We start from the raw sequence: 21,104 nt of genomic DNA, 5'->3' as shown, positions 1-21,104 counted from the left end.
ATCCCTGCCAGGTTTGGAGCCTGGCAGGGTTGGTTAATGTTACAGTATGTTTTCAAATTCAACTTGCTCTTCAAGGTCAATCTGCAGACCTAATTCGTGGTCGTATTTGCGATCGATGATGAAATAGGATTGTTCTTTGATTTCTTCTTTTTTAAGTAATTGATAGGCCAAAACATCGCGATGAACTCCATCTTTAGAGATTAAGGATGCAAAACGCCGTGTTGTTATGGATACTTTTAGCGATTCAGCCTTAATAAATTTATTCGCTTCCATAAATTCCTGATATTTCGTCATCAACGCTGAAGGAAGAACTTTTATCCCGTCGAACTGCTTCTCAAACTCTTCTTCGCGATGAGGATAATAGATAAATGGAGCGAGATTCACACGAACATCTGCACTCAAATTCGTATATACCCGTTCGAAATCTTCTTTTTCTCTTTCCGACCAATTTGGATAAACTTGATCAATATAAAATTGAAGTTCATTCTCGGCAACTATACCTGATTTTTTCGATTGAATTGTTCTGAGCGCATCTAAAGTTCGTTTGATAACCTCCTCATTTTTATAAATGTATTTATCTACGTCGTTCTGTTCGGAGAAAACGAAGCAGTCGCATGGTGGACGAAATAGAAGTTGCCCGGTATTGGGTTTTTCATCCCAGACAGGGTTTTGAACCCTGTCTGGGATAAATTTCCGATGACGATTCACACGCCCAAAGCGTTGCAACAAGGCATCCAATGGGGCAGGTTCGGTAAAAATCACATCGTAATCAATGTCCAAACTAACCTCAATGGCTTGCGTACCAACCAATAGTTTTACTTCATCAGTCATCAATTCCGCTTCTTTCTTGTTTCGGTCTATACCATTAAAAGCACTGTGGAGCAACACTTTTTTTGAAGCGTCCAAACTATTGTAAATCGCTTGGGCTTGTTTCACTGTATTGCTAACCACCAGAACTTTGTCTCCAGCATCTAATCTTTGTTGAATATCATCGATGTGTTCCGAGAGTAGCCCGTCGGCAACCTTGATGCGATGGCGGATAAACGATTGATAAAGCTCAGCATCGGCACTAATTTCGGAATGCTCGCCAATAGCATCGGTAAACTCTTTTTTCAGAAACGTTGGCAAAGTGGCTGTCATTAAACAAACTTGCACATTCAGGAATTTGGTGGCAAACTCAATCAATACCTTTATTTGCGCGGTTACTTCGGGATCGTACGCATGAATTTCGTCGAAAATGAAGTAGCCTCCACTCATTTCGAAAATGCCTTTTTCAAAACCTTTCAATCCGAAAATCGATTTCAACAATTGGAACGGAGTTGCCACTTTTATCGGTGGTACCAAAGCCCTGAAGCTCTCTTTTAATTCTCGTTTTAGTTTTTCGTTTTGCCAGCTATAATCTTCTCTTCCAAACCGGCTTTCGATGAATTCAGAAAGTTTGCCATGAACAAGTCCCACAATTTCATTATTGCCCTGCATCTTCTCGTCAAGCCGTTCGAACATGGCATTGATAGAAGCTGTAAACGGCAGAATGTAAAACGTTCGCCCCTGGCCTTTTTCTTTCATTTGCTTGTGTAACCACATCAGCGATGCTTCTGTCTTGCCCGAACCAGTAGGAGCCGTTAGTACAATGTTTCCGATAGTTTCTGAAGCCTTTTGCTGGTGAAAATATGGAGCCCACTTGGCTTCGTACAAGAAACTGAAGTGCTTATCTTCTAAAACATTCATATTAAAAACTCCGGCAGAGGCCGAGTGATCACATTGTTTCAGCGCACCTGCGGCCAAAAGTAATCCCGGAAAATTGGTGTTTGTTGAATTGACCGGTTTGCGTGTATAATCTTTAACCAGCTGAGCGGGTAAGGCCACCGGGCTTGGCTTTAAATTAACACCGTATGCCTTCAAAAACGATTGGATAAATTGCTCATCCAATTTCTTTGTTTCTTCGTCCCAATCCAGTTTCCCGTCTTCACCTAACGAAAGTAGATCTTCACCTGTTTGATATCCTTTTTGAATATGCTCGAACAAAAAATTGAAATCTTTGTGATGCCCGGCAACAATCAGCTTTAAAAGCAACTTATCCTCTTCAGACAAATCTAACCGATCGATAAAAGGCGTTGAAAACAGCTCGTGTCGCTGCTGGTACCAGTTTGCCCGCTTCCCTTCAAGCATCTTCTGAAATTCGGAATGCGATTTTCCCAAATCGTGAAAAACGATACCTAAACGAACAAGCTCCCAGAAATGATTCAAATCGTCCACCGGCAAACGGCCAAAAGCTTTCCGAAGCGATTCGTAAACGCATAGGCACTCATCGACATGCTGTTTTAAGGATATTGGAGGTTCCGATTTAGCCAGAACCTCCTTTGTATTAGTTGTCATACTTCAAACTTATGAAAGTAAATGTCACTATCAAATTCTTCCAATTCAGACCTGAATCCGGTTAATTGCGAATTGACCGGATTGTTGTAGGAAATTACAGAGTACGGTTCGGTTCCCATATTTTTACGAGGAATTGTATTGCTGAAGTATTTGGGCAAGGCCTGAATTTGTCCCGGCAAGTAGTTCCCGTTGAAAGGGATGACCTGACCGGCAAATCGAGCATTGCTTACCTCTTTCAGTTTTACTTCCTTGATGCTTTCGATTCCGGCCAAGTCGCCGCTTCGTCCCAACAAAAGTTGGTAAACGGGTTGGCGGAAACAGGAAACCAATGCCTCTTCAGTTAAATAAAGGAACAACTGACAATCGTAAAGAAATTCACGTTGGATTACATTCGATTTCACGGTGTTGTCCGGATAATTCTTATCATTTGCTTTGATTTGATAGATTGTTTCCAAATCAACGGTTTTGATTTTGAAATCGAAATAATAGCCCAACTCAATTTGTCGGTTCTCCAAATATTTACCCGATGCCGCATTAATTAAGCCCATAACCGTACTCACTGGCGGAACTTCAAGCGTAGGTTGAAAACCCGAAATCAAGTTCGGGTATCGAAAGCTCGAAGTCCACGAGTTAATTTTGATACGGAATGCTCTCATTATTCGATCTGTGATTTCATTTGTTCGCAATACTGGTCGATGGCTTCGTTTACTGATAGTACTTTCACCGCCGGAATATCTTTCGTCGCTTCCAACGCTCTCAGGTCATCTCCGATCTCGTCCATAAATCCGCTTCGACGACCGATAAAGACAGTTCCTTCGAAAGTATCCTTGTAGTCTTTCAACACTTCAACCAATCCTTCTGAATTGAAAACCACCTCTTCGTCGCGTTGTCCTTTGCTCCCGACTACATGACTGAACGGATGGTTGCCGGTTGTAGTGGTTGCCAGAATAACAAATTTGGGAGTTACATCGCCCATATTATTAGTCTGCATAGCTCCTCCTGAAATGGTCTTGAGTGCTTGAATAGTATCGTTGGCTCTTTTCTTGCGAACATCTTTTGCCAACCGAATCATTTTCTTGGGATTTCCTTTTGCGTCGAATACAAACGGATCATTAATTTCTTCGGCACCATCTTTAAGAGCTTCTTCCTGTAATGTAATCGAAAGGTTCTTATAGCCAGTTCTGTCGTAGTTCGAGAAAGTTCCAACCATCGAAAGGTCTAAACTGAACATGCCTTTCATAATGGCACAATATTCTTGTTTTTCGTATGGAACCGCATCACCTTGCTGGCGTGACATGCTCGACCAATTTTCTTCGGGACGGACACTTGCGGCCGAAATGATTGCTGAGTTTTTCAACGGAGATACACGGGTAACCGTTACGTTGGTCATTTTGATGTTTCCTTTTTTGTCTTTTACTGGTTCTCCGTTTTCACCCAATTGCGCATCCTTGGCTGCACGCATGTAACCAAACACATCGTCATCTGCGTACTTCAACGGGTCGGCATTGGTAAACGCAATTTTACCGTCTCTAGTAATTGGGGATAAGCCCCAGCCTTGATTCTTTTGCAGAGCTTCGCGCCACCAATAACGCCAAGCCTGACCAGATACATAAACGTAACTACGTCCGTTTTTACGGATGGATTTAGTTGCAATTGCATTGTCGTTGTTGCTTTGCGTGTTTTTTCCGGCATTGTTCAATGCCACAACATCTACGTCTATCAAGACGAATCCTTGTGTCTTAATGTTTTTCATTATTAATTTGATTTAATCGTTAATTACTTCTTCTTCAACTTCTGAATCCAATTCTACTTTAAGCTCTTCGGAAATTAAATCCCTTTCATGCAGCTCCTGATAGATGGCAATAAGCAGAATATCCCTGATTTCGGCCCAATAAGAGCCATCGGGGAACAGATAGTTCACATAGTCATCGACAGTCACTATTGGATTTTCATTCATGGCCACATAGTTTGCGGCCACTACGTCTTTTAAAATAAAGCGGCGCAATGCCGATGCATTCTTAGCCCCGTCGAGTGCCTTAATACGCTTTTTGATTTTGTCGGCATCTTCCTCCCTGACTAGGAACGCGGCCAATTCTTTGATTTTAAGGATGGTTTCTTTTTTCATACCTATAATGTTTTGTTGATAGATGGATACTATTTCAAAATTGAATGGATGCTTACGCGACCAGCGCAAAATCTCAGGTCGGATGTTTTCGTCTATTAAGAGTTTATTCAAAATCCGGTTAAACCATTGTTTGTAATCATCGAAGTCAATAACCTCGGTTTCCTTCGATTTTACCAATTCGAACTTCCCAGATTGCAGATTGTATTTAGCTCCCTTGTGTTTCCCATCGTAGTAATGTGAACGTACAAACTTCTGCCAATCCTCTTTGAAACGGGGTTGCAAACAGGTTCTATAAAATAAGAAGACTTTCGCCGGAAGTTGATAAAGTTGAATCTCTGGAGTAGCCCCAAAATTTGTAAAGTGATACAATGTCAACGATGGCAGGATATTGCCTTCTCGAAATTCAGCTAATTGTGAAAGAGCTGAGTCAACAAAGTCGAAAATAGCATTGGCCGGCTTTTTATAGTCCGATTTTGCAATACCTTCAGATAATCCAACACCAATTTCGTGAAGGTTCTTTTCAACTGTTAATTTCACAAACAAGTTGTTTAGAGTCCGATTACTGCTTTGCATCAAGCTAATTTTTCCTTGTAATTGCTGACATGCAAATGGCACAAAGTGTATCCGAATCAATGCTTCTTTTGAAAGGGAAATTCCTCTTTGGAAAAAGTGATGAAAGTTGATGAGTTTACCAGAGCCAGTCATGACGGAATTATTCCTTCCAGCAAAAAATAATTTTGCTTCTCGTCCAGTCACTCGGCAGTATCCAAATTCTATTGATTCAGATTCATCAACTAAGCTCTTGAAATATTTTTTGGTTTCTTCAATTTTTTTGTTCCCTTTAAATGCGTTGTTTGTGATTTTTGAGTTTAGGAAAAATGCGTCAAGTTTTCCGCCCCATTTCTTAACGTAGATAGTCGTAATGTAGTCAATCAGTTCAAGAATATCCTTTTCGGGGAATTTCTCCGAAAGATATTCAATGGCATATCCGCCCGCATCCGCAAACGGATCGCCCGTGGCCTTTGTCAGCCACTCGTAGTCGACTGTTTTGTAGTTTTGTTTCATGTTCATATTCGTTTTAATCCTGACAGGTTTTAGAAACCTGTCAGGGTTGGAAGAAGGCCTCAACCCTATGTTTCCGGTTCATTTGCGTTTGTTTCATTGTCTATTTCATTTAAGTTTATAATTGGTCGTTTCCAGGGTTCTCGACCCAGGTCGCGGTTATTTCGGTATCGTCAGCTGCTATTTCGGTCCAATCCGCAAGCATTTCGGTCCAATCCGCAGGTATTTCCAGTTCATCCGCTGACATTTCGGACTGATCCGACAATATTTCGGTTCAATCCGGCTTTATTTCGGTGGCCATCGCAGCCATTTCGGTTCGATCCGGACAAAAAGTTAGCTGGAACTATTTCGACCCATCCAAATCCACTGCTGCTTTTTTCGCTCGCACCGGCATTCCAAATCAGGCGGTGAAGCTCAACCGGAGCTGTTAGTTCAAAGTCGAAGAGGTTACCCACAATCCGGGTTTGCTGCGCGGTTCCGGGCTTGACCACAAAGCCGGCCCGTTTAAAATCGGTCAACCTGCGCATGCCGACTTGTTCTGTACCGATGGACAATGGCTGTCGGGTGTTGTTGTATTTTTCAATCAGGTGCTTTGTGGCCAGTGCATCAAAGGCCTCGTCGCCGGGCGAGAGGTACTGCGGGTTGCAGGCTGCTTCGGGCTGAAAACTAACCACCCAGGGCGTTTGCAGGCGGTAGCGCATGGTTTCCCGGAATTCGGGTTCGGGCAAAGCTTCAACACCAGTCACCTTAAAATCAATCCCGTTAAACCGGTCGCCAAGGTAAAATTCCTGGCTCATAAAGAGGCCTTTGATGAAGTTGGTGGCTGCCTGGTCAACGTCGAACGAGATCTGCAGCTCGATTTGCGGAGCCGAGATTTCGAACAGCTTTTTCTCTTTCCATAACTTCGGCCTCCCGAAATTGAGCCGCGAAAAACAAAAAAGTTTGTACAATTTCGAGTCGCTTTGCCCGTAGCCTCTTTCGTGCAGAAATTGGGCAAAATCACTGTCGGCCTGTTTCAGCACCTTGTAAATCCAGGCGCTGATGTAATACTGGTAATCCATGGGCAACATGCGTTGCCTGGTGGTGCGGTTAAAGGTAATTTTGAATCTCATTGCGATGCGGTTATTTTAGTTGTGGAGCAGCCTTTTAAGCCTGCTCCGGTTTTTCTTCACTTTTAATAAAAACCACCACGCCCAGCTGGTCCTCGGGCGAAGCCGTTTGATCGACATACTGCACTCTTGTTTCGAAGATCCGGTGGCCGGCGCCAAGCAGCTTTGCCAGCGAATAGTTTGAGTTGCGCGGCACAAAGCCCAGCTTGTGCCTTTTGTAGTAGATGGCCACTGCCAGCGGATCGTATTTATTGTCGGGCTCGGCCCGCAGTGTAAGTTTGGTGCCGATTTTCAACTTGTTAAACACCAGCACACCTTCGTAGTAGCTAAATCCAGCTACCGAAAAATTTTTGTAATGTATCCGTTCCATAAGTTAAAAATTGAATGAGAAGCCCAATTTCGTTTCTCGTACTGTCAACTTATGTCAGTGCTGATTTTTTTTGCTTTATTTTGAATAAATTCTTTGAGCCCGGGCGGCGACAGCACCCGAATTTCGGAGGCCAGCCCCATGATGAAGCGCCCCACCCCTTCGAAACCACTCACCGGCGCAGCAAAGCGGAAACGCCCCTCCGCCAATTCGGTAATGTATCCCTCGGACAAGGGATATTCCTCTTTCAAAAGCTCCCCGGCCCGGATGCTCAACTCCAGCTCCACCCACTGCTGCTCCGGCGCATTAATCCGAAAAACATCCATCGGAAGCGTTGCATGCCGGCTTTCATCGCACCAGGGTTCATCGAGCACCACCACCGATGCAATCCGCGTATTCTTGAAAGTCTTACAGATCCCATCTTCCGTATCGTAGGCCCAAATGGAAACATAATTGGTGGTAAACTCGAAAGGCTCCACCAGCCGATCTTTTTCCTCATTCGAGTTTGCCGACAAATAACCTTTCAGGATCACCTTGCGCTTCTCGCGGATGGCCCGCATGAGCTGGTGAATATTTTCCGAGTATTCCTGCTTGACAATCGTATCGGCAACCCGATCGAAATCGTAGAGGGCATACAATTTGGCCACCAATTTTTGCTTCAGCAAATTTTCGTCGCTGATAGAATGAATGGCCCGCTGAAGGATAAAGGCTTCTTCTTTCGAAAAGTGCAACAGCTCGCTAATCTCTTTAAAATAGGGGGAACTTTTATCGATTTGATATAAGCCGTCGTGCGGCTTTGGAATAATAAAACCAGCATCCCGAAAGGTTTGGATGTAGCGGAAAGCCGTCCGCTCAGAAATTTCAAACCGCTCGGACAGCTCGTGTAAACTTCGCCGGATTCCACTGGACAAATAAATCATAATCTCCAGCAAACGCCCCAGTTTATGCTGTTCCTTGATCATTTTTATTGGTTGTTAGTCGGTGTATTGGATTATTTGCCAACCAAGTTACAAAACAATATTATTAATAGACAAACGAAACACAATAAAAATACATCACACCAGCTTATACCAAGTATTTCTCAACCTGAGTATTAAGCGAAACGCCAAAATGAAAATGGATAATTCCCAAAGACAATCAAAGAGACATAAGGCAGGGAATAAATTAAAGACTCGATTCAATTGCTGATCGGCAGCAAATATACAGGCCGCTGCTACCAGCCGGAAACCTTATCAATCACCACCAGCTCCGGCGAGTGAATAAAATTCATCTGGTAATTTCAAATAGAAATCAATATTGCTGAATCTGTTGCTGGCAAACAGGCATAAAAAAAGAGAATCAACTAATCAGTTAACTCTCTCATCTCCATTCAGTACCCCGGACGGGATTCGAACCCATGACCTACTGCTTAGAAGGCAGTTGCTCTATCCAACTGAGCTACCGAGGCATCCTTATTGTTGCTTTCGAAAACAACGTTCGAAACTGAACGATTAACAGCTTTCCTGAAAGCGGTGGCAAAGATATAAAAATATCATAGAAAGCAACCCCCAACGGGCATTTTTTGCCTTCTTTTTTACCACCCTAAAGATTTAAACCAAGTGAATATTATGCTTGCGGCATTGGTCGTACATTTCCTCGGGCCAAATACTCGACTGAATTTCACCGATATGTGCCTTACGGAGGAAATACATGCAAATGCGCGACTGTCCGATACCGCCTCCGATAGAAAGCGGCAGTTCGCCTGCCAACAGTCGCTTGTGCCACATCAGTTGCGCGCGTTCTTCGGTATTGGTCAGCTGCAACTGTTTAAGCAGAGCTTGCTGATCAACACGGAGGCCCATCGACGAGATCTCGTAAGCGCTTTCCAATACCGGATTCCAGATCACGATATCGCCATTCAGCCCCTTATAGCCTTCCGCTGTTTCGGTCGACCAGTCGTCGTAGTCCGGAGCACGGCCGTCATGCTTCTCGCCGCCGGGAAGTGCACCTCCGATTCCGATAATGAAAACGGCTCCGTACTTTTTAGCCACTTCGTTTTCGCGCTCTTTAGGCGTCAGCGTAGGGTATTGAGCTTCCAGGTCTTCGGCATGGATAAAGGTGATTTCTTCGGGCAAAATCGGTTTGATTTGCGGATAATGCTCATAGACATAAAATTCAGTACGCAAAAGAACCGTGTAAATCTTCCGGACAATCTTCTTCAAAAACTCCAGATTCCGTTCCTCGGGAACAATCACCCGCTCCCAATCCCACTGGTCAACATAAATTGAGTGAATATTATCCAGCTCTTCATCGGGACGGAGGGCATTCATATCGGTATACAGACCATAGCCGGCTTCAAAATCCAGGTCGGCCAAAGCCATGCGTTTCCACTTAGCCAGCGAATGAACGATTTCGGCCTGGTGGTCGTTCAGCTCCTTTACCGGAAAGCTTACCGGACGTTCAGTGCCATTTAAATCATCGTTGATGCCTGTTCCTTTTAACACAAACAGGGGTGCTGTTACGCGGCTCAATTTCAGCTCCGAGGAAAGATCCTGCTGAAAAAAGTCTTTCACCAGCTTAATGGCTTTCTCGGTTTGCTTCAGATCGAGCGGTGAACTGTAGTTCTCCGGAAAATATAATTTCATAATGTCAATATAAAAGCGTGTTTAATATCAAATAATAATTTCTTCGCTTCAAAAATAACAAGAATCTTTGGTTTTGGGCAGCATAAAGTTGCAAATCCACGGTACAGAACAGCAGAAAGCACTTGCACTGAACGCAACAACGCACAAACGGCAAGCTCCTGAAAGTTGTTATTTTTGCAGCCAATGACACGGATGCTTCGAAATAACCTGATCAACCTCTACCTGATTAAGTTTGCCAAGTGGTTCAACCTGGTGATGCCGGTAGTGGTGCTTTTTTACCAGGATAACAGCCTGGGAATGCAGCAAATTTTTATGCTGAAATCCATCTATTCGGTAGCCATGGTGGTTATGGAAATTCCGTCGGGCTATTTGGCCGATGTGTGGGGACGCAAAAAAACACTGATCCTGGGAAGTTTCCTGGGTACCGCTGGCATGGCGGTTTATTGCCTTTCGTACGAATTCTGGGCCTTTGCCGCTGCCGAGGTAATTTTGGGCATTGGCTACAGCTTTATTTCGGGTGCCGACTCGGCCTTGCTATACGACAGCATGAAAGCCGCCAAACGCGAAAAAGACTACATGAAGCAGGAAGGCTGGATCACCTCGGCCGGCAACTTTGCCGAAGCCATTGCCGGTGTTTGCGGCGGTTTGCTGGCCACATTCAGCCTGCGCATGCCGTTCTATGTTCAGCTGTTGATTGCCGCAGTAGCCATTCCGGCAGCCTTTCTTTTAAAGGAGCCCAAGGTGCAATCCACGGCGCTGGCCAAAGGCTTTGGAACGACGCTGCAAACCGTCCGCGAGACTTTTCAACATACACGACTGCGGGCAGCTTTGCTGATTTCATCCTTTGCGGGAACTGCCTCGCTGACTTTCGCCTGGTTTGTACAGCCTTACTTTAAGGCCGCCAATTTGCCGGTTTCGCTATTTGGTGTGATGTGGACGGTGCTGAACCTCTCGGTCGGAGTTTCATCGATGTTTTCGTACCGCATTGAGCGCAAAGTGGGACAGCGCAATGCCTTGCTGATTATCATTCTGGGCTTCACCATTGGCTTCTATCTGGCGGCATGGGAAGTTAGCCTGATCGGTATCAGCTTCCTGTTTTTCTTCTACCTGGTACGCGGTATTGCCCATCCTATCTTGAAGGATTACATCAACCGCGACACCCGTTCCGAAGTGCGGGCAACAATCCTGTCGCTGCGAAATTTTGTCATCCGCATCAACTTTGCCATCATCGGACCGGCGCTGGGGTACTTAACCGACAACTTCAGCTTGTCGTGGGCCCTGATTGCTACCGGAACCGGATTCCTGCTGACTGCTCTCCCCTTTCTGAAACCACTCTGGAAGCCGGCACCTCAAAGCTCGAGCGACAAACCATCGTAAGCCAGATGCACATTTTCGGGCAGCAACGTTTCCACATCGGCATGCAGCCCCATGAGGTGCGAAATGTGGGTCAGATATGCTCGTTTGGGCTTCACCTCAGCAATTAGCTGTAGGGCTTCGTCGAGATTAAAATGCGAAATATGCTTTTCCATACGCAGGGCATTCACCACCAACACATCAAGGTCATTCAACTTTTGTTTCTCCTCGTCGGGAACCGAATTGATATCCGTTAGATAAGCCAGGGAGCCAATACGGTAACCAAATACGGGAAGGCGATGATGAAAGCCCCGAATCGGTATAATCCGAATCGACTGAATGCTGAACGGAGCATTTTCCACCGGATGCAGGTTCATTTGCGGAATGCCGGGATATTTCACCTCCTCGAACACATAATCGAACACGCGGCGCAGCACCTTCTGCACCCGTTCTTCAGCATAAATATCGGTTGGATGTCCTTGCACCCAGTTGAAAGCGCGAATATCGTCGAGTCCGAAAATATGATCGGTATGTTCGTGGGTCAATAAAATGGCATCGAGCCGCTTCTGCCCGACACGCAGCATCTGTTGACGGAAATCGGGACCCGCATCAATCAACAGGTTCAGTCCGTCAACCCGGACCGACAGCGACGAGCGCAACCTTTTATCTTTCAGATTTTCCGATTGACAGACTTTACAATCGCAGGCCACAACCGGCACACCTTGCGAAGTTCCGGTGCCCAAAAATTCAATATACATAGTCGGAGTGTATCTTTTGAGAATCTTCCAAAGCTACAAAAAAACGAAATGAAGAGGTGGTCTGTTTGAATTAATTAATTTTGAAGAAAATTTTTTGAATGGCCCATTTATACCTTATTCCAATTACGCTCGGCGACAGCGATCTCGATACTGTAATACCGGCTACACACCGCGATATTATTCATTCCATCTCTCATTTTATTGTTGAAAATGTGCGCACGGCACGCCGTTTTCTGAAGAAAGTTGACCGCGAAATTGACATTGACAGTCTTCATTTTTACGAGTTGAACAAGCACACCGACAAGAAACAGCTGCACAGCTATCTCGAACCCATTACGAAGGGCTTGCACATAGGCATCATGTCGGAAGCAGGCTGCCCCGGCGTGGCTGATCCGGGAGCCGATGTGGTGCGCATTGCCCACGAGAAAAATATTCAGGTTGTACCGTTGGTCGGACCGTCTTCCATTCTTTTAGCGATGATGGCCTCGGGAATGAATGGCCAGAATTTCGCCTTCAACGGCTATCTGCCCATCAAAAAGAACGAGAAAGCACAACAGATCAAACTGCTCGAAAAACGCATTTATACCGAAAATCAAAGCCAGCTGTTTATTGAAGCGCCTTACCGCAACCTGCAATTGCTCGACGACCTGCTGCAAAACTGCCAGCCACAGACCAAGCTGTGCATCGCCTGCGACCTGACGCTGGAAACCGAATTTATCCGAACACAATCGATCGCTGCCTGGAAGAAGTCGAAACCCGACATTCAGAAGCGGCCTGCTATTTTTGTTCTGGGCCAATAGGTTCCAAAAGACTTTTTCAGAATAGAACAGCCGATAGGGATCAGTTCCCCACTCGTTTCGGAGACCACAAATCAGCAGGAAAATTCCGCGGATCAACTCTTTCAAAGAACGTTTCGTACAAACGAATATTACAGCGAAAGAACGGCTGTGACTCACGGTCCGTTTTTTCATTTCTTCCTTTTTTGACGCCTAAAAAGAAAGAGGTAATATTAGAAGATGAAAACGAACCGCGACTATACCTTCCACGAGGCTACAACCAGCTTATGTTCGGCATGTATGCAACCTGTTCCTGCTAAAATTCTGCTAAAAAACGGGCAGGTGTTTCTGCAGAAAACCTGTCCGGAGCATGGCGTACAGCTCGAATTGCTGGAAGAAGATGCCGACTACCACCTCAACAAAAGACGATACGATAAACCAGGCACCGCAACAATCAGCCAAACAAGTTTGCAAAAAGGCTGCCCGTACGACTGCGGCTTGTGCCCCGATCATGACCAACATACCTGCATTGGGCTAATTGAAGTCACCAACCAGTGCAACCTACAGTGCCCGATCTGCTTCGCCAACAGCGGCAAAGAAGAGTATTTATCGCTGGAACAGATCGATCGGATTCTGGACAACTACGTGAGCCTGGAGAATGGTGACGCCGAGATCCTTCAGATTAGCGGAGGAGAGCCAACCATTCATCCGCAGATCATCGACATTATCCAATTGGCGCTGTCCAAAAATATCCGCTTTGTGATGCTGAACACCAACGGGGTGCGAATAGCCTCCGACAAAGCATTTGTCCGGCAGCTGAGTCAATTCAAGGAGCGGTTTGAAGTGTATCTTCAGTTTGATGGCTTTAAAGAAACAACGCACGTGCATTTCCGGGGAAAAAACTTAAGAGCGCTAAAACAGCAGGCGCTGGCTAATTTGCTCGAGGAAAACGTTCCGATAACCTTGGTCTCCACCATTGAGAAGGGAGTTAACGACGACGAGATCGGGGCAATCGTAGAATATGGCATGAAGCAGAAAGGCATCCGCGGTATTAGTTTTCAACCGGTGAGTTATTTCGGACGCATTAACACAGAGGCTAGTTTGAGCAGGAGTACCCTTTCGGGAATCGTTAAACAACTGGAGAATCAGCTCAACGATCTATTCAAACCCGGCGATATCATTCCGCTTCCCTGCAATGTGGAACGGGTAGCCATTTCCTATCTCATGAAAGACAAAAAGGGACAGTTTATTCCGCTGCCCAGAACCATAAAAATTGACAGTTACCTCCCGGTAATCGAAAATACCTTTGCGTTCGATGCCGACCGCTTCCTGGACGATCAGGTTGAGCATATCCGGAATAACCTGCAACTGTGCGATTGCTTTAAACTGATCAACAACATTTATAAGTACATCCCCCGGAACTACCGGGCCAAATCGGAACAGGAAAAGAGAAACTTCATCGATGAAAATACCTTTCGAATCAGCATTACCTCTTTCATCGACAAGTACAATTTCGACCTGAAATCGGCGCAAAAAGAATGCGTTCACATCCTGACACCCGATATGAAGCGAATACCATTTTCAACCTATAATATGCTCTACCGAAAATGATCAACCTGGTTTCCGATATCATTATTTTGCTCTGCCTGGTGGCGCTGATGACCGCCATCCTGATCAACTTTGCGGAGCAAAACCGACAGGTTCGGAAGGAAAAGAAGAGTGTTGTTGAAACCGGTTCGATGACGGCCTTTTTTATCTTCTTCTACCTGCTCATCCGCTTCAAACTGGGCCATCTGGAACTCCCCGAAACGATCCTGATAATCCTGAAACCGATCGGCCTAATCGCCATTGTAGCTGGAACATACATCAACATTCGCAGCCGAAAAACATTGGGAACAAACTGGGCAAACCAGGTTACGCTGTACGCCAATCAGCGGTTGGTCAGCACAGGCATTTACAAATATATCCGACATCCGCTGTACAGCTCGCTGATCGGCATGTTTTACGGAGCCTGCCTGGTGTACCCGAACTACCTGGCCTTTTTGGCCAACACGCTCATCTTCCTGCCCTTTATGTATTACCGGGCTAAGCAGGAAGAAAACTTACTGAAGCAAAGCCTGCCGGGTTACAGCGACTATATTCAGAAAACCGGCATGTTCATTCCTAAACTTTTCCGCCATGAAACAGATACCCATTAATGCCTTCCGCTTTTGCAAAATAACAGTCACCCTGTTGGTGTGGCTGGCGTATGCCTTCAAATCGTTGCCCTTGCTAATCATCGTCCTGTTGATTTTGGGATTCTCGGCCTGGCTCAAAATCCAACGCGCCCCCTTGATCGTCCTCTACTCCAAAACCATTGAAAAGATCCGGCCATCGCGAATGATCGAAGTGCACGAGAAAGGCTTACGCTTTGCCCACAGTTTAGGAACCGCACTTTGCGCCATCTGCATCGGGCTGACACTTCTGTTTCCAACTGTGGGCTGGTGGTATGTGCTGGCATTTGCCATTTTGAAAACCGTTTCGATGCTCGGCTTATGCCCGGGCGAAGCGCTATACGCCTGTTATGCAGAAGGGAGCTGCAGTATCTTAAAAAAATGATCGACAATCACACATATCCGGACAATTGGGGGATCTTTCCGGTCATTTTCAGGATCGGCCAGCTCGAAATAAATTCCTATACCTTCTTCGTCGTGCTGGGATTGCTTGTCGGACTGGCGGTGTACTACCTGTTGGCGAAACGCTACAAGCAGGCCAGCGAAAACGCCTTTTATGTGGTTGTTACCGGTGTAGTTGGCGGAATCCTGGGTGCCAAACTCCCCTATTGGATTTTCAACTACCAGGTTATTCTGGACAATTACCCGAATATTGGCCCAATCCTGTCGGGGCGAACCATTACCGGTGGCTTAATTGGTGGCACAATTTCAGTGATCTATATCAAACGCAAGCTCGGAATAACCGATAAAAAAGGAAATTTATTTGCCCCGGCTATTGCTATTGGGGTGGCCATTGGCCGGATCGGATGTTTTTCGCGGGGTTGCTGCTACGGTACGCCAACCGACCTGTTCTGTGGGGTTGACTTTGGCGATGCCCTGTTTCGCCACCCCACCCAGCTTTACGAAACGGTGTTTTTCATGGCCTTTTTCATTTACGCCCTCATCCGGATCAAAAGTGCACCGCCGGGCTACCTCTTCTACGCGCTGATGAACAGCTATTTCACGCTCCGTTTTTTCGAAGAGTTCATTCGTTACAACGATCAGCTGTTCTTTGGGCTGTCCTTCTTTCAATATGTATCAATCGTTGCTCTGCTCTTTATCAATTTGAAACAATACATTGAAAAAACCAAAAACCATGGAAGACTACTATCAACAAAAGGGTAACAAAGTCAAGGACTTTATACTCGGTTTCATCCTCAACTTCGCAATCGCCATGGCCGCAGGATTCGGCCTCGGAATTTTACTCTTTGGCGCGGGATTAATCGATAGCCTGATGCTGACAATTCTGGTGCTGACCGTCTCAATCGTTCTATTAACGATTGTTGAAGTCAAAGTCATCAAGAGCTTCCTGAAAGAACGCCGGTATATCGGGATCGGCCTGATTGTCGGGATCGTTTTTCCGCTCCTGGTTGTCGGCACCTGTTCTCCAATCATCTTCATGTAGCGCAAAAAAAAGTTCGCATACCGAAACAATCAGCGCCGTTGGATGACCATTCCCCACGGTGAACACCTCTGCGGTAGGCCTACCCTATCGAAAACCGACTTTACCCACTTCGGAACTAACTCGAGTAGGTTCCGAACTAACTGCAGTCACCTTTTTACTAACTCGAGTCGGCTCGGAGAGTACTCGAGTCGACTCAGAGAGTACTCCAGTAGGCTCGGAGAGTACTCCAGTTCACTCGGAGAGTACTCCAGTCGGCTCAGAGAGTACTCCAGTTCACTCAGAGAGTACTCCAGTATGCTCGGAGAGTACTCGAGTCGGCTCAGACCCGACTGCCGTCATCTTTGAGGCGAGGGAGATACTTCGGAAGTACCCCCTAAGCCTATTAATCGGCAATTCAGAAGCAAGAAACAAATTAAAGTTCAAAATTGCTTTTCGCCTGCTGCTTTTGCTACCTTTAATGATCAAAGTTTCGGCTGCTGATGATTTTCTCATTGTTCAATCAATCGCAGAGCCGGCATTAAAACACGACGCTTATGAAATCGAAGCAACTCAACACCGATCTGTTTAAGGTTCAGGCTAAGCAGCAAATTCGTTTAAAAAATTACGATCCGGCCTCGTGCAACGGTTTTGCGAATCGCAAAGAGGCCGAACATCAGCTGAAACAGGATATTAAAGAGCTGGCCGATCTGCAATACCAGCTTTATGCCGAAAATAAACGATCGGTACTCATTGTCTTTCAGGCGATGGATGCTGCCGGCAAGGATGGCTCCATCCGACATGTATTTAGCGGGTTGAACCCGCAAGGCTGCAAGGTCTATAGTTTCAAAAGTCCCTCGGCCAACGAGCTGGATCACGACTATCTCTGGCGGCATTACAACAAGCTACCTCCGCGTGGCGAAATCGGGATTTTTAACCGCTCGCATTACGAAAATGTGCTGATTACCCGGGTTCATCCCGAGTTTTTGTTGAACGAGAACCTGCCGGATGTTCATGCAACCAACGATATCACCACTGAGTTTTGGGAACGGCGTTATCGCCAAATCCGCGACTTCGAGCAAACACTCACCGAAAACGGCACCACCATCATCAAGTTCTTCCTGCACCTGTCCAAAGACGAGCAAAAAAAACGGTTCATGGAACGCATCCGCAAGCCGGCCAAAAACTGGAAGTTCTCCTCGGCCGATATCCGCGAGCGCCAATATTGGGACGACTACCAGCATGCTTATGAGCAAGCCATGCGTGCAACATCGACCGAAGAAGCGCCCTGGTACATCATTCCGGCCGACAATAAATGGTTCACGCATGTTGCCATCGGCAATATCATTGTCGAGACCTTACAACAGATGAACATCCAAATGCCGGAGATTTCGAGCGAAGAAAAAGATGCGTTGAAAAAGGCGAAAAAGAAACTACAGAATGAATAAACAGAATCGATTTACTTCACCACAACGCGCTTATTCATTTTGGTGTACCAGATAAAGCCTTTCACGTTGGGATAACCACATTGCTGAAGCGCATCCATATAATCGCTCACTTGCTTAACGTACTTCATCGATTCAAACTCACCCGATTTGTAATCAACCACAATCACTTCGTCAGGCGAAAGCATAATGCGGTCGGGGCGCTTCACCCCCTTGCCCGTAATAATATTGTGCTCGTTCAGTATGCGGTAGCTGCCATCGAACCAGGAGGTCACTTCGGGGTCGGCCAGCAAGTCCTGAAGTTCCGCGTGCATCTCCCGGGCTTCCGCATCAGTCATCATCCCCTTAAATACCAGCTCTTCGCAAGCTTTTTCCAACTGATCGGCTGTCTCAATACGCGAAAGAACATCGTGCACCAATCGTCCGCGGTTAATTTTTTGTTCTGTTGAATCGCCGGCCTCGAAAAAATTCTCATGATTCTTTCGCAAACGCAGGTAAGTGCTGAAATCTTTAAACTGAAACCGCCTCAGGCTGAGCGATTGGTTCTCATTCTTTTCTTTTCGAGCGCTGGCCGTTAACGCACCAAGCTCCAGCAGCTGTTTTTCTTCATCAAAGTGTTCGGTAAGCGGGCTGCAAATATCTTCGCGACCGTTAAACGGCACCCCCTCCTCCATATTGACACACATCTTCAGTAAATCGCCCGTTGTTGCCAGTGTTTTACCATACTCCGACCAGGTATAAAGCGCCATTTTAGCCCGCGTAAAGGCCACATAAAGCATGTTTAGATTATCGATGTAGTTGTTGCGGATCTCGCTGAAGTACTCGCGGAAAAAGTGAGACAAGCCCATCGACTTACCGAATTTCACCGGCACCAATTCCAACTGGTTAAAAGGCTCAACTAGCGGACGGCACCACAACATGGGCGCATGTTGGCCCGAAATACCCAGCGACCAGTCGCAAAACGGGATAAACACGCAAGCATATTCCAGGCCTTTCGCCTTGTGAATGGTTTGAATACGAATGGCGTCCAACGCTTCCGACACGGCAATGGTTTTGCGCTGCCCCGCCTCGTCCCACCAGGCCAGAAAGCCGGCCAGGTCGGCACTGCGGTTTTTCATGTAGTTTGAAACATGATCGATAAAAGCCTGCAAGTAAGCCAGCTCGTCGGCAAAGTCGAACAAACAAAAACGATTACTCAGGCTGAAAATGATTTCCTGTAAATTCTGTGCTGCCAACTGGTGGTTAAAGTAGCTGCCGGTCAAAAATTCGTACAACTTGTTATCCTGATTGCGATAATCTTCGAAGCGCTCGTTAAGCTCCGGTTCGTAGCGCGGAGCAAAGTCCATGAACAGCTGAGCATCATCCTGCTGCTCCACCGCCCAGTCGACCTGCTTGTTTAGCCGATTTAACACCGGAGCAATGGTTGCATAATACTGGTAGTTGGCAAACGGCATCGACAGCTGATCATCCGGATCTTTCAGCAACCTCAACATCGACACCAGAAAAGCCACCGATGCCGCATTTTTCACATACAAACTCTCGCCCGACAACACATTGAAATTATAATGCCCATCGCCCGATGCCTTTTCGGTCAGCAAGCGATCGGCAATCACTTTAGCCTCGGCCTTAGTACGCACCAAAATAGCCATATCGCGAGCAGTCACTCCCTGATCCTGTGCTGCCTGAATTGACTCGATCAATTCATCCAGTACCAGTTCTTCGTTGGTGGGCTCCTCGCCTCTTTTCTTCTTTTCGAGGAAACGCATCCGGATATAACCGGCATCTTTCAAGCTTTGCTGGCCGATTTCCTGCAGGCCCTCGTTGTAAATCCGAAGAATGGCATCGCCAAACAGCTCATCGTTCAAACCAGCTTCCTGAATCTGTCCCGAAAAATGGGTTTGCATCAACTGCGGCACCACCTGAAATACGCGATTGTTGAAACGAATCACAGTACCCGAGCTGCGCCAGTTTTGAGTCAACTGCTTCTCTTCGGCCCCATTGGCCGGAAATGCCTGCATCACCTCCGAAGCCAGCAGGTTCCAGTCGCCGTTTCGCCAGCGATAGATGGCCTGCTTCACATCGCCTACCAACATTCCCAGATTATCCTCGGCCAGCGAGTTGCCCACCAGCGGACGAAAGTTGCCCCACTGCAAGCCCGAGGTATCCTGAAACTCGTCGATCATGAAGTGTTTGTAGTACACACCGGTTTTTTCGTAGATGAAAGGCGTATCCGAATCGTCGATAATTTGCTTCAGCAGGTTGCCCGACTCGGAGATCAGGATCACCCCTTTTTCGCGGGTCAGCTCACGCACCACTTGCTGCAAATCCACCAAAATACCCAGCGTGTATAGCTGATCGACAATCATTTTAGCTGTATTGTAACTGGCAATGTTTTCGGTGTGAAAATTAACGGCCTGTGCCAACAGTGGCTGCAATTGATGAGCTATATTGACAATATGAGCCGAAGCCTTTTTATCGTGGAAAGCAGCCACATCCTCAACCACTGCCAGCACACGGCTACTAGGTGCAAAGGCATTATTCACCAACTTATCGAAAGCTGATGCAGCTCCCGCCTTCTTGTACTTAAAATCGTCGACCGTAACACCGCCCTGCCGCATAATCTCCAGGCCTTGTTCGCCGATTTGCTTCAGCGTTTCTTCAAAATTGACGATGATGCGGCGCAAATCTTTGCGATACTGCCGAATAAACTTTTTATCGCTGAGCTTTTCATTCAGCACCGGGCTCAGCTGACGAAAGGTTTCGTTGTAAATCTGTCGTCCCAGCGAAAGGATATCGCCCTTCAAACTCCAGCCGCCACCCTCGCGAATCTTATCCTCGGCAAACTGTTTCAACCACGACAACAAATCCGGATCATCGTCAATCGACAAAAGCAGTTGGTCAACCGCTTCGTCTAAAATCCGGTCATCCTCCAAATCAACCTGATAAGCCGTGTTAATGCCCAGCTCGCGGTTAAAAGCCTTAATCACCCGCTGAAAGAAACTGTCGATCGTGCTGATGGAAAAGCGCGAATAATCGTGCAGCAGGTGTTTCAGCGCATTTTGCGCACGAAGAACCAACTCCGGTTCGGCCAGGCTCATCTCCTGTTTTAGCACGTCCAGGTAAGCTGTTTTCTCGTTCCGGCTCAGCTTATACAACTCTTCAATTACACGCTCCTTCATCTCGGTGGTTGCCTTATTGGTAAAGGTCACCGCCAAAATATTTTTGTAGTTCCATTCGTCCGAAAGAGCAATTTTCAGGTACTCAATGGCCAGTCGGAAGGTTTTTCCCGAGCCGGCTGAAGCTTTGTAAATTTGTAGTTGCGACATGCTGAATGATTAGCGTTAATTTGGATTTCCGAACGATTTCGGAAGATTAAAAGTACAAATTTTTGATCGGCGAAAAAGAGCTTTTTTAAGTTCCGGGGGCCAGCTGAAAAGTGCCGATTGTTTGTACATTTGTGGTTCAACCAATTAGCC

18 protein-coding genes and 1 tRNA gene are annotated in these 21,104 nt (G+C 46.3%); 8 read left to right on the top strand and 11 right to left on the bottom strand.

What is annotated here, in order from left to right; genetic code table 11:
- Nucleotides 1–39 precede the first annotated feature (39 nt).
- The 9 genes from C8N47_RS05420 to asnA form a co-directional block, all read right to left on the bottom strand.
- Nucleotides 40–2,376: a CRISPR-associated helicase/endonuclease Cas3 gene (locus tag C8N47_RS05420; RefSeq protein WP_107821505.1), complete on the bottom strand. Its 2,337-nt coding sequence runs from the start codon at nucleotides 2,374–2,376 to the stop codon at nucleotides 40–42.
- Nucleotides 2,373–3,032 carry a type I-B CRISPR-associated protein Cas5b gene (gene cas5b / locus C8N47_RS05415; RefSeq protein WP_107821504.1) on the bottom strand — a complete coding sequence of 220 codons (660 nt, stop codon included), beginning with the start codon at nucleotides 3,030–3,032 and terminating at the stop codon, nucleotides 2,373–2,375. Before cas5b ends, C8N47_RS05420 begins: the two co-directional genes overlap by 4 nt.
- The gene (gene cas7i, locus C8N47_RS05410; RefSeq protein ID WP_211316052.1) at nucleotides 3,032–4,129 is read right to left on the bottom strand and encodes a type I-B CRISPR-associated protein Cas7/Cst2/DevR; all 1,098 of its coding nucleotides are present in this window, start codon (nucleotides 4,127–4,129) and stop codon (nucleotides 3,032–3,034) included. The genes cas5b and cas7i overlap by 1 nt, the downstream gene beginning before the upstream one ends.
- A gap of 12 nt (nucleotides 4,130–4,141) precedes the next feature.
- The gene (locus C8N47_RS05405; RefSeq protein WP_107821567.1) at nucleotides 4,142–5,566 is read right to left on the bottom strand and encodes a type I-B CRISPR-associated protein Cas8b1/Cst1; all 1,425 of its coding nucleotides are present in this window, start codon (nucleotides 5,564–5,566) and stop codon (nucleotides 4,142–4,144) included.
- Nucleotides 5,567–5,796: 230 nt separating this feature from the next.
- A complete protein-coding gene (gene cas6 / locus C8N47_RS05400; protein ID WP_245915677.1) occupies nucleotides 5,797–6,675 on the bottom strand; it encodes a CRISPR-associated endoribonuclease Cas6 in 879 nt (292 codons plus the stop codon).
- Nucleotides 6,676–6,709: 34 nt separating this feature from the next.
- Nucleotides 6,710–7,042, bottom strand: coding sequence for an HIRAN domain-containing protein (locus tag C8N47_RS05395; protein ID WP_107821502.1), 333 nt, complete (start codon nucleotides 7,040–7,042; stop codon nucleotides 6,710–6,712).
- A gap of 44 nt (nucleotides 7,043–7,086) precedes the next feature.
- Nucleotides 7,087–8,001, bottom strand: a complete 915-nt coding sequence (locus C8N47_RS05390) for a helix-turn-helix transcriptional regulator (protein ID WP_107821501.1) — start codon at nucleotides 7,999–8,001, stop codon at nucleotides 7,087–7,089.
- 411 nt (nucleotides 8,002–8,412) lie between these two features.
- Nucleotides 8,413–8,486 (bottom strand) — tRNA-Arg (locus C8N47_RS05385).
- A gap of 142 nt (nucleotides 8,487–8,628) precedes the next feature.
- Complete coding sequence (gene asnA / locus C8N47_RS05380) at nucleotides 8,629–9,663, bottom strand: aspartate--ammonia ligase (RefSeq protein ID WP_107821500.1); 1,035 nt, start codon at nucleotides 9,661–9,663, stop codon at nucleotides 8,629–8,631.
- A gap of 183 nt (nucleotides 9,664–9,846) precedes the next feature.
- Here asnA and C8N47_RS05375 point away from each other — a divergent pair, with 183 nt between their 5' ends.
- Complete coding sequence (locus C8N47_RS05375; RefSeq protein ID WP_107821499.1) at nucleotides 9,847–11,040, top strand: MFS transporter; 1,194 nt, start codon at nucleotides 9,847–9,849, stop codon at nucleotides 11,038–11,040.
- Here the strand turns inward: C8N47_RS05375 and C8N47_RS05370 are convergent.
- Nucleotides 11,013–11,774: an MBL fold metallo-hydrolase gene (locus C8N47_RS05370; RefSeq protein ID WP_107821498.1), complete on the bottom strand. Its 762-nt coding sequence runs from the start codon at nucleotides 11,772–11,774 to the stop codon at nucleotides 11,013–11,015. The two genes, C8N47_RS05375 and C8N47_RS05370, sit on opposite strands and share 28 nt — an antisense overlap.
- 98 nt (nucleotides 11,775–11,872) lie before the next feature.
- Between C8N47_RS05370 and C8N47_RS05365 the strand changes: the two genes are divergently transcribed.
- The 7 genes from C8N47_RS05365 (at nucleotide 11,873) to C8N47_RS05335 (ending at nucleotide 17,631) form a co-directional block, all read left to right on the top strand.
- Nucleotides 11,873–12,574 (top strand): SAM-dependent methyltransferase, encoded by a 702-nt coding sequence (locus C8N47_RS05365; RefSeq protein ID WP_107821497.1) that lies wholly within the window; start codon nucleotides 11,873–11,875, stop codon nucleotides 12,572–12,574.
- Between the two features lie 216 nt (nucleotides 12,575–12,790).
- A complete protein-coding gene (locus C8N47_RS05360) occupies nucleotides 12,791–14,161 on the top strand; it encodes a radical SAM protein (protein ID WP_107821496.1) in 1,371 nt (456 codons plus the stop codon).
- Nucleotides 14,158–14,748, top strand: coding sequence for a methyltransferase family protein (locus C8N47_RS05355; protein WP_107821495.1), 591 nt, complete (start codon nucleotides 14,158–14,160; stop codon nucleotides 14,746–14,748). Before C8N47_RS05360 ends, C8N47_RS05355 begins: the two co-directional genes overlap by 4 nt.
- Nucleotides 14,729–15,148, top strand: a complete 420-nt coding sequence (locus tag C8N47_RS05350; protein WP_107821494.1) for a DUF4395 family protein — start codon at nucleotides 14,729–14,731, stop codon at nucleotides 15,146–15,148. Before C8N47_RS05355 ends, C8N47_RS05350 begins: the two co-directional genes overlap by 20 nt.
- Nucleotides 15,145–15,927 (top strand): prolipoprotein diacylglyceryl transferase, encoded by a 783-nt coding sequence (locus tag C8N47_RS05345; RefSeq protein WP_170111299.1) that lies wholly within the window; start codon nucleotides 15,145–15,147, stop codon nucleotides 15,925–15,927. The genes C8N47_RS05350 and C8N47_RS05345 overlap by 4 nt, the downstream gene beginning before the upstream one ends.
- Nucleotides 15,899–16,207, top strand: a complete 309-nt coding sequence (locus C8N47_RS05340; RefSeq protein WP_107821492.1) for a hypothetical protein — start codon at nucleotides 15,899–15,901, stop codon at nucleotides 16,205–16,207. Before C8N47_RS05345 ends, C8N47_RS05340 begins: the two co-directional genes overlap by 29 nt.
- Nucleotides 16,208–16,740: 533 nt before the next feature.
- Nucleotides 16,741–17,631, top strand: a complete 891-nt coding sequence (locus C8N47_RS05335) for a polyphosphate kinase 2 family protein (RefSeq protein WP_107821491.1) — start codon at nucleotides 16,741–16,743, stop codon at nucleotides 17,629–17,631.
- An 11-nt stretch (nucleotides 17,632–17,642) separates the two neighbouring features.
- Here C8N47_RS05335 and C8N47_RS05330 read toward each other — a convergent pair whose 3' ends face one another.
- A complete protein-coding gene (locus C8N47_RS05330; RefSeq protein WP_107821490.1) occupies nucleotides 17,643–20,954 on the bottom strand; it encodes a UvrD-helicase domain-containing protein in 3,312 nt (1,103 codons plus the stop codon).
- Nucleotides 20,955–21,104: the final 150 nt, after the last annotated feature.

It is taken from the genome of Mangrovibacterium marinum, assembly GCF_003046625.1.
GTDB lineage: Bacteria > Bacteroidota > Bacteroidia > Bacteroidales > Prolixibacteraceae > Mangrovibacterium > Mangrovibacterium marinum.
This window is presented reverse-complemented; position numbering and strand designations above follow the sequence as displayed.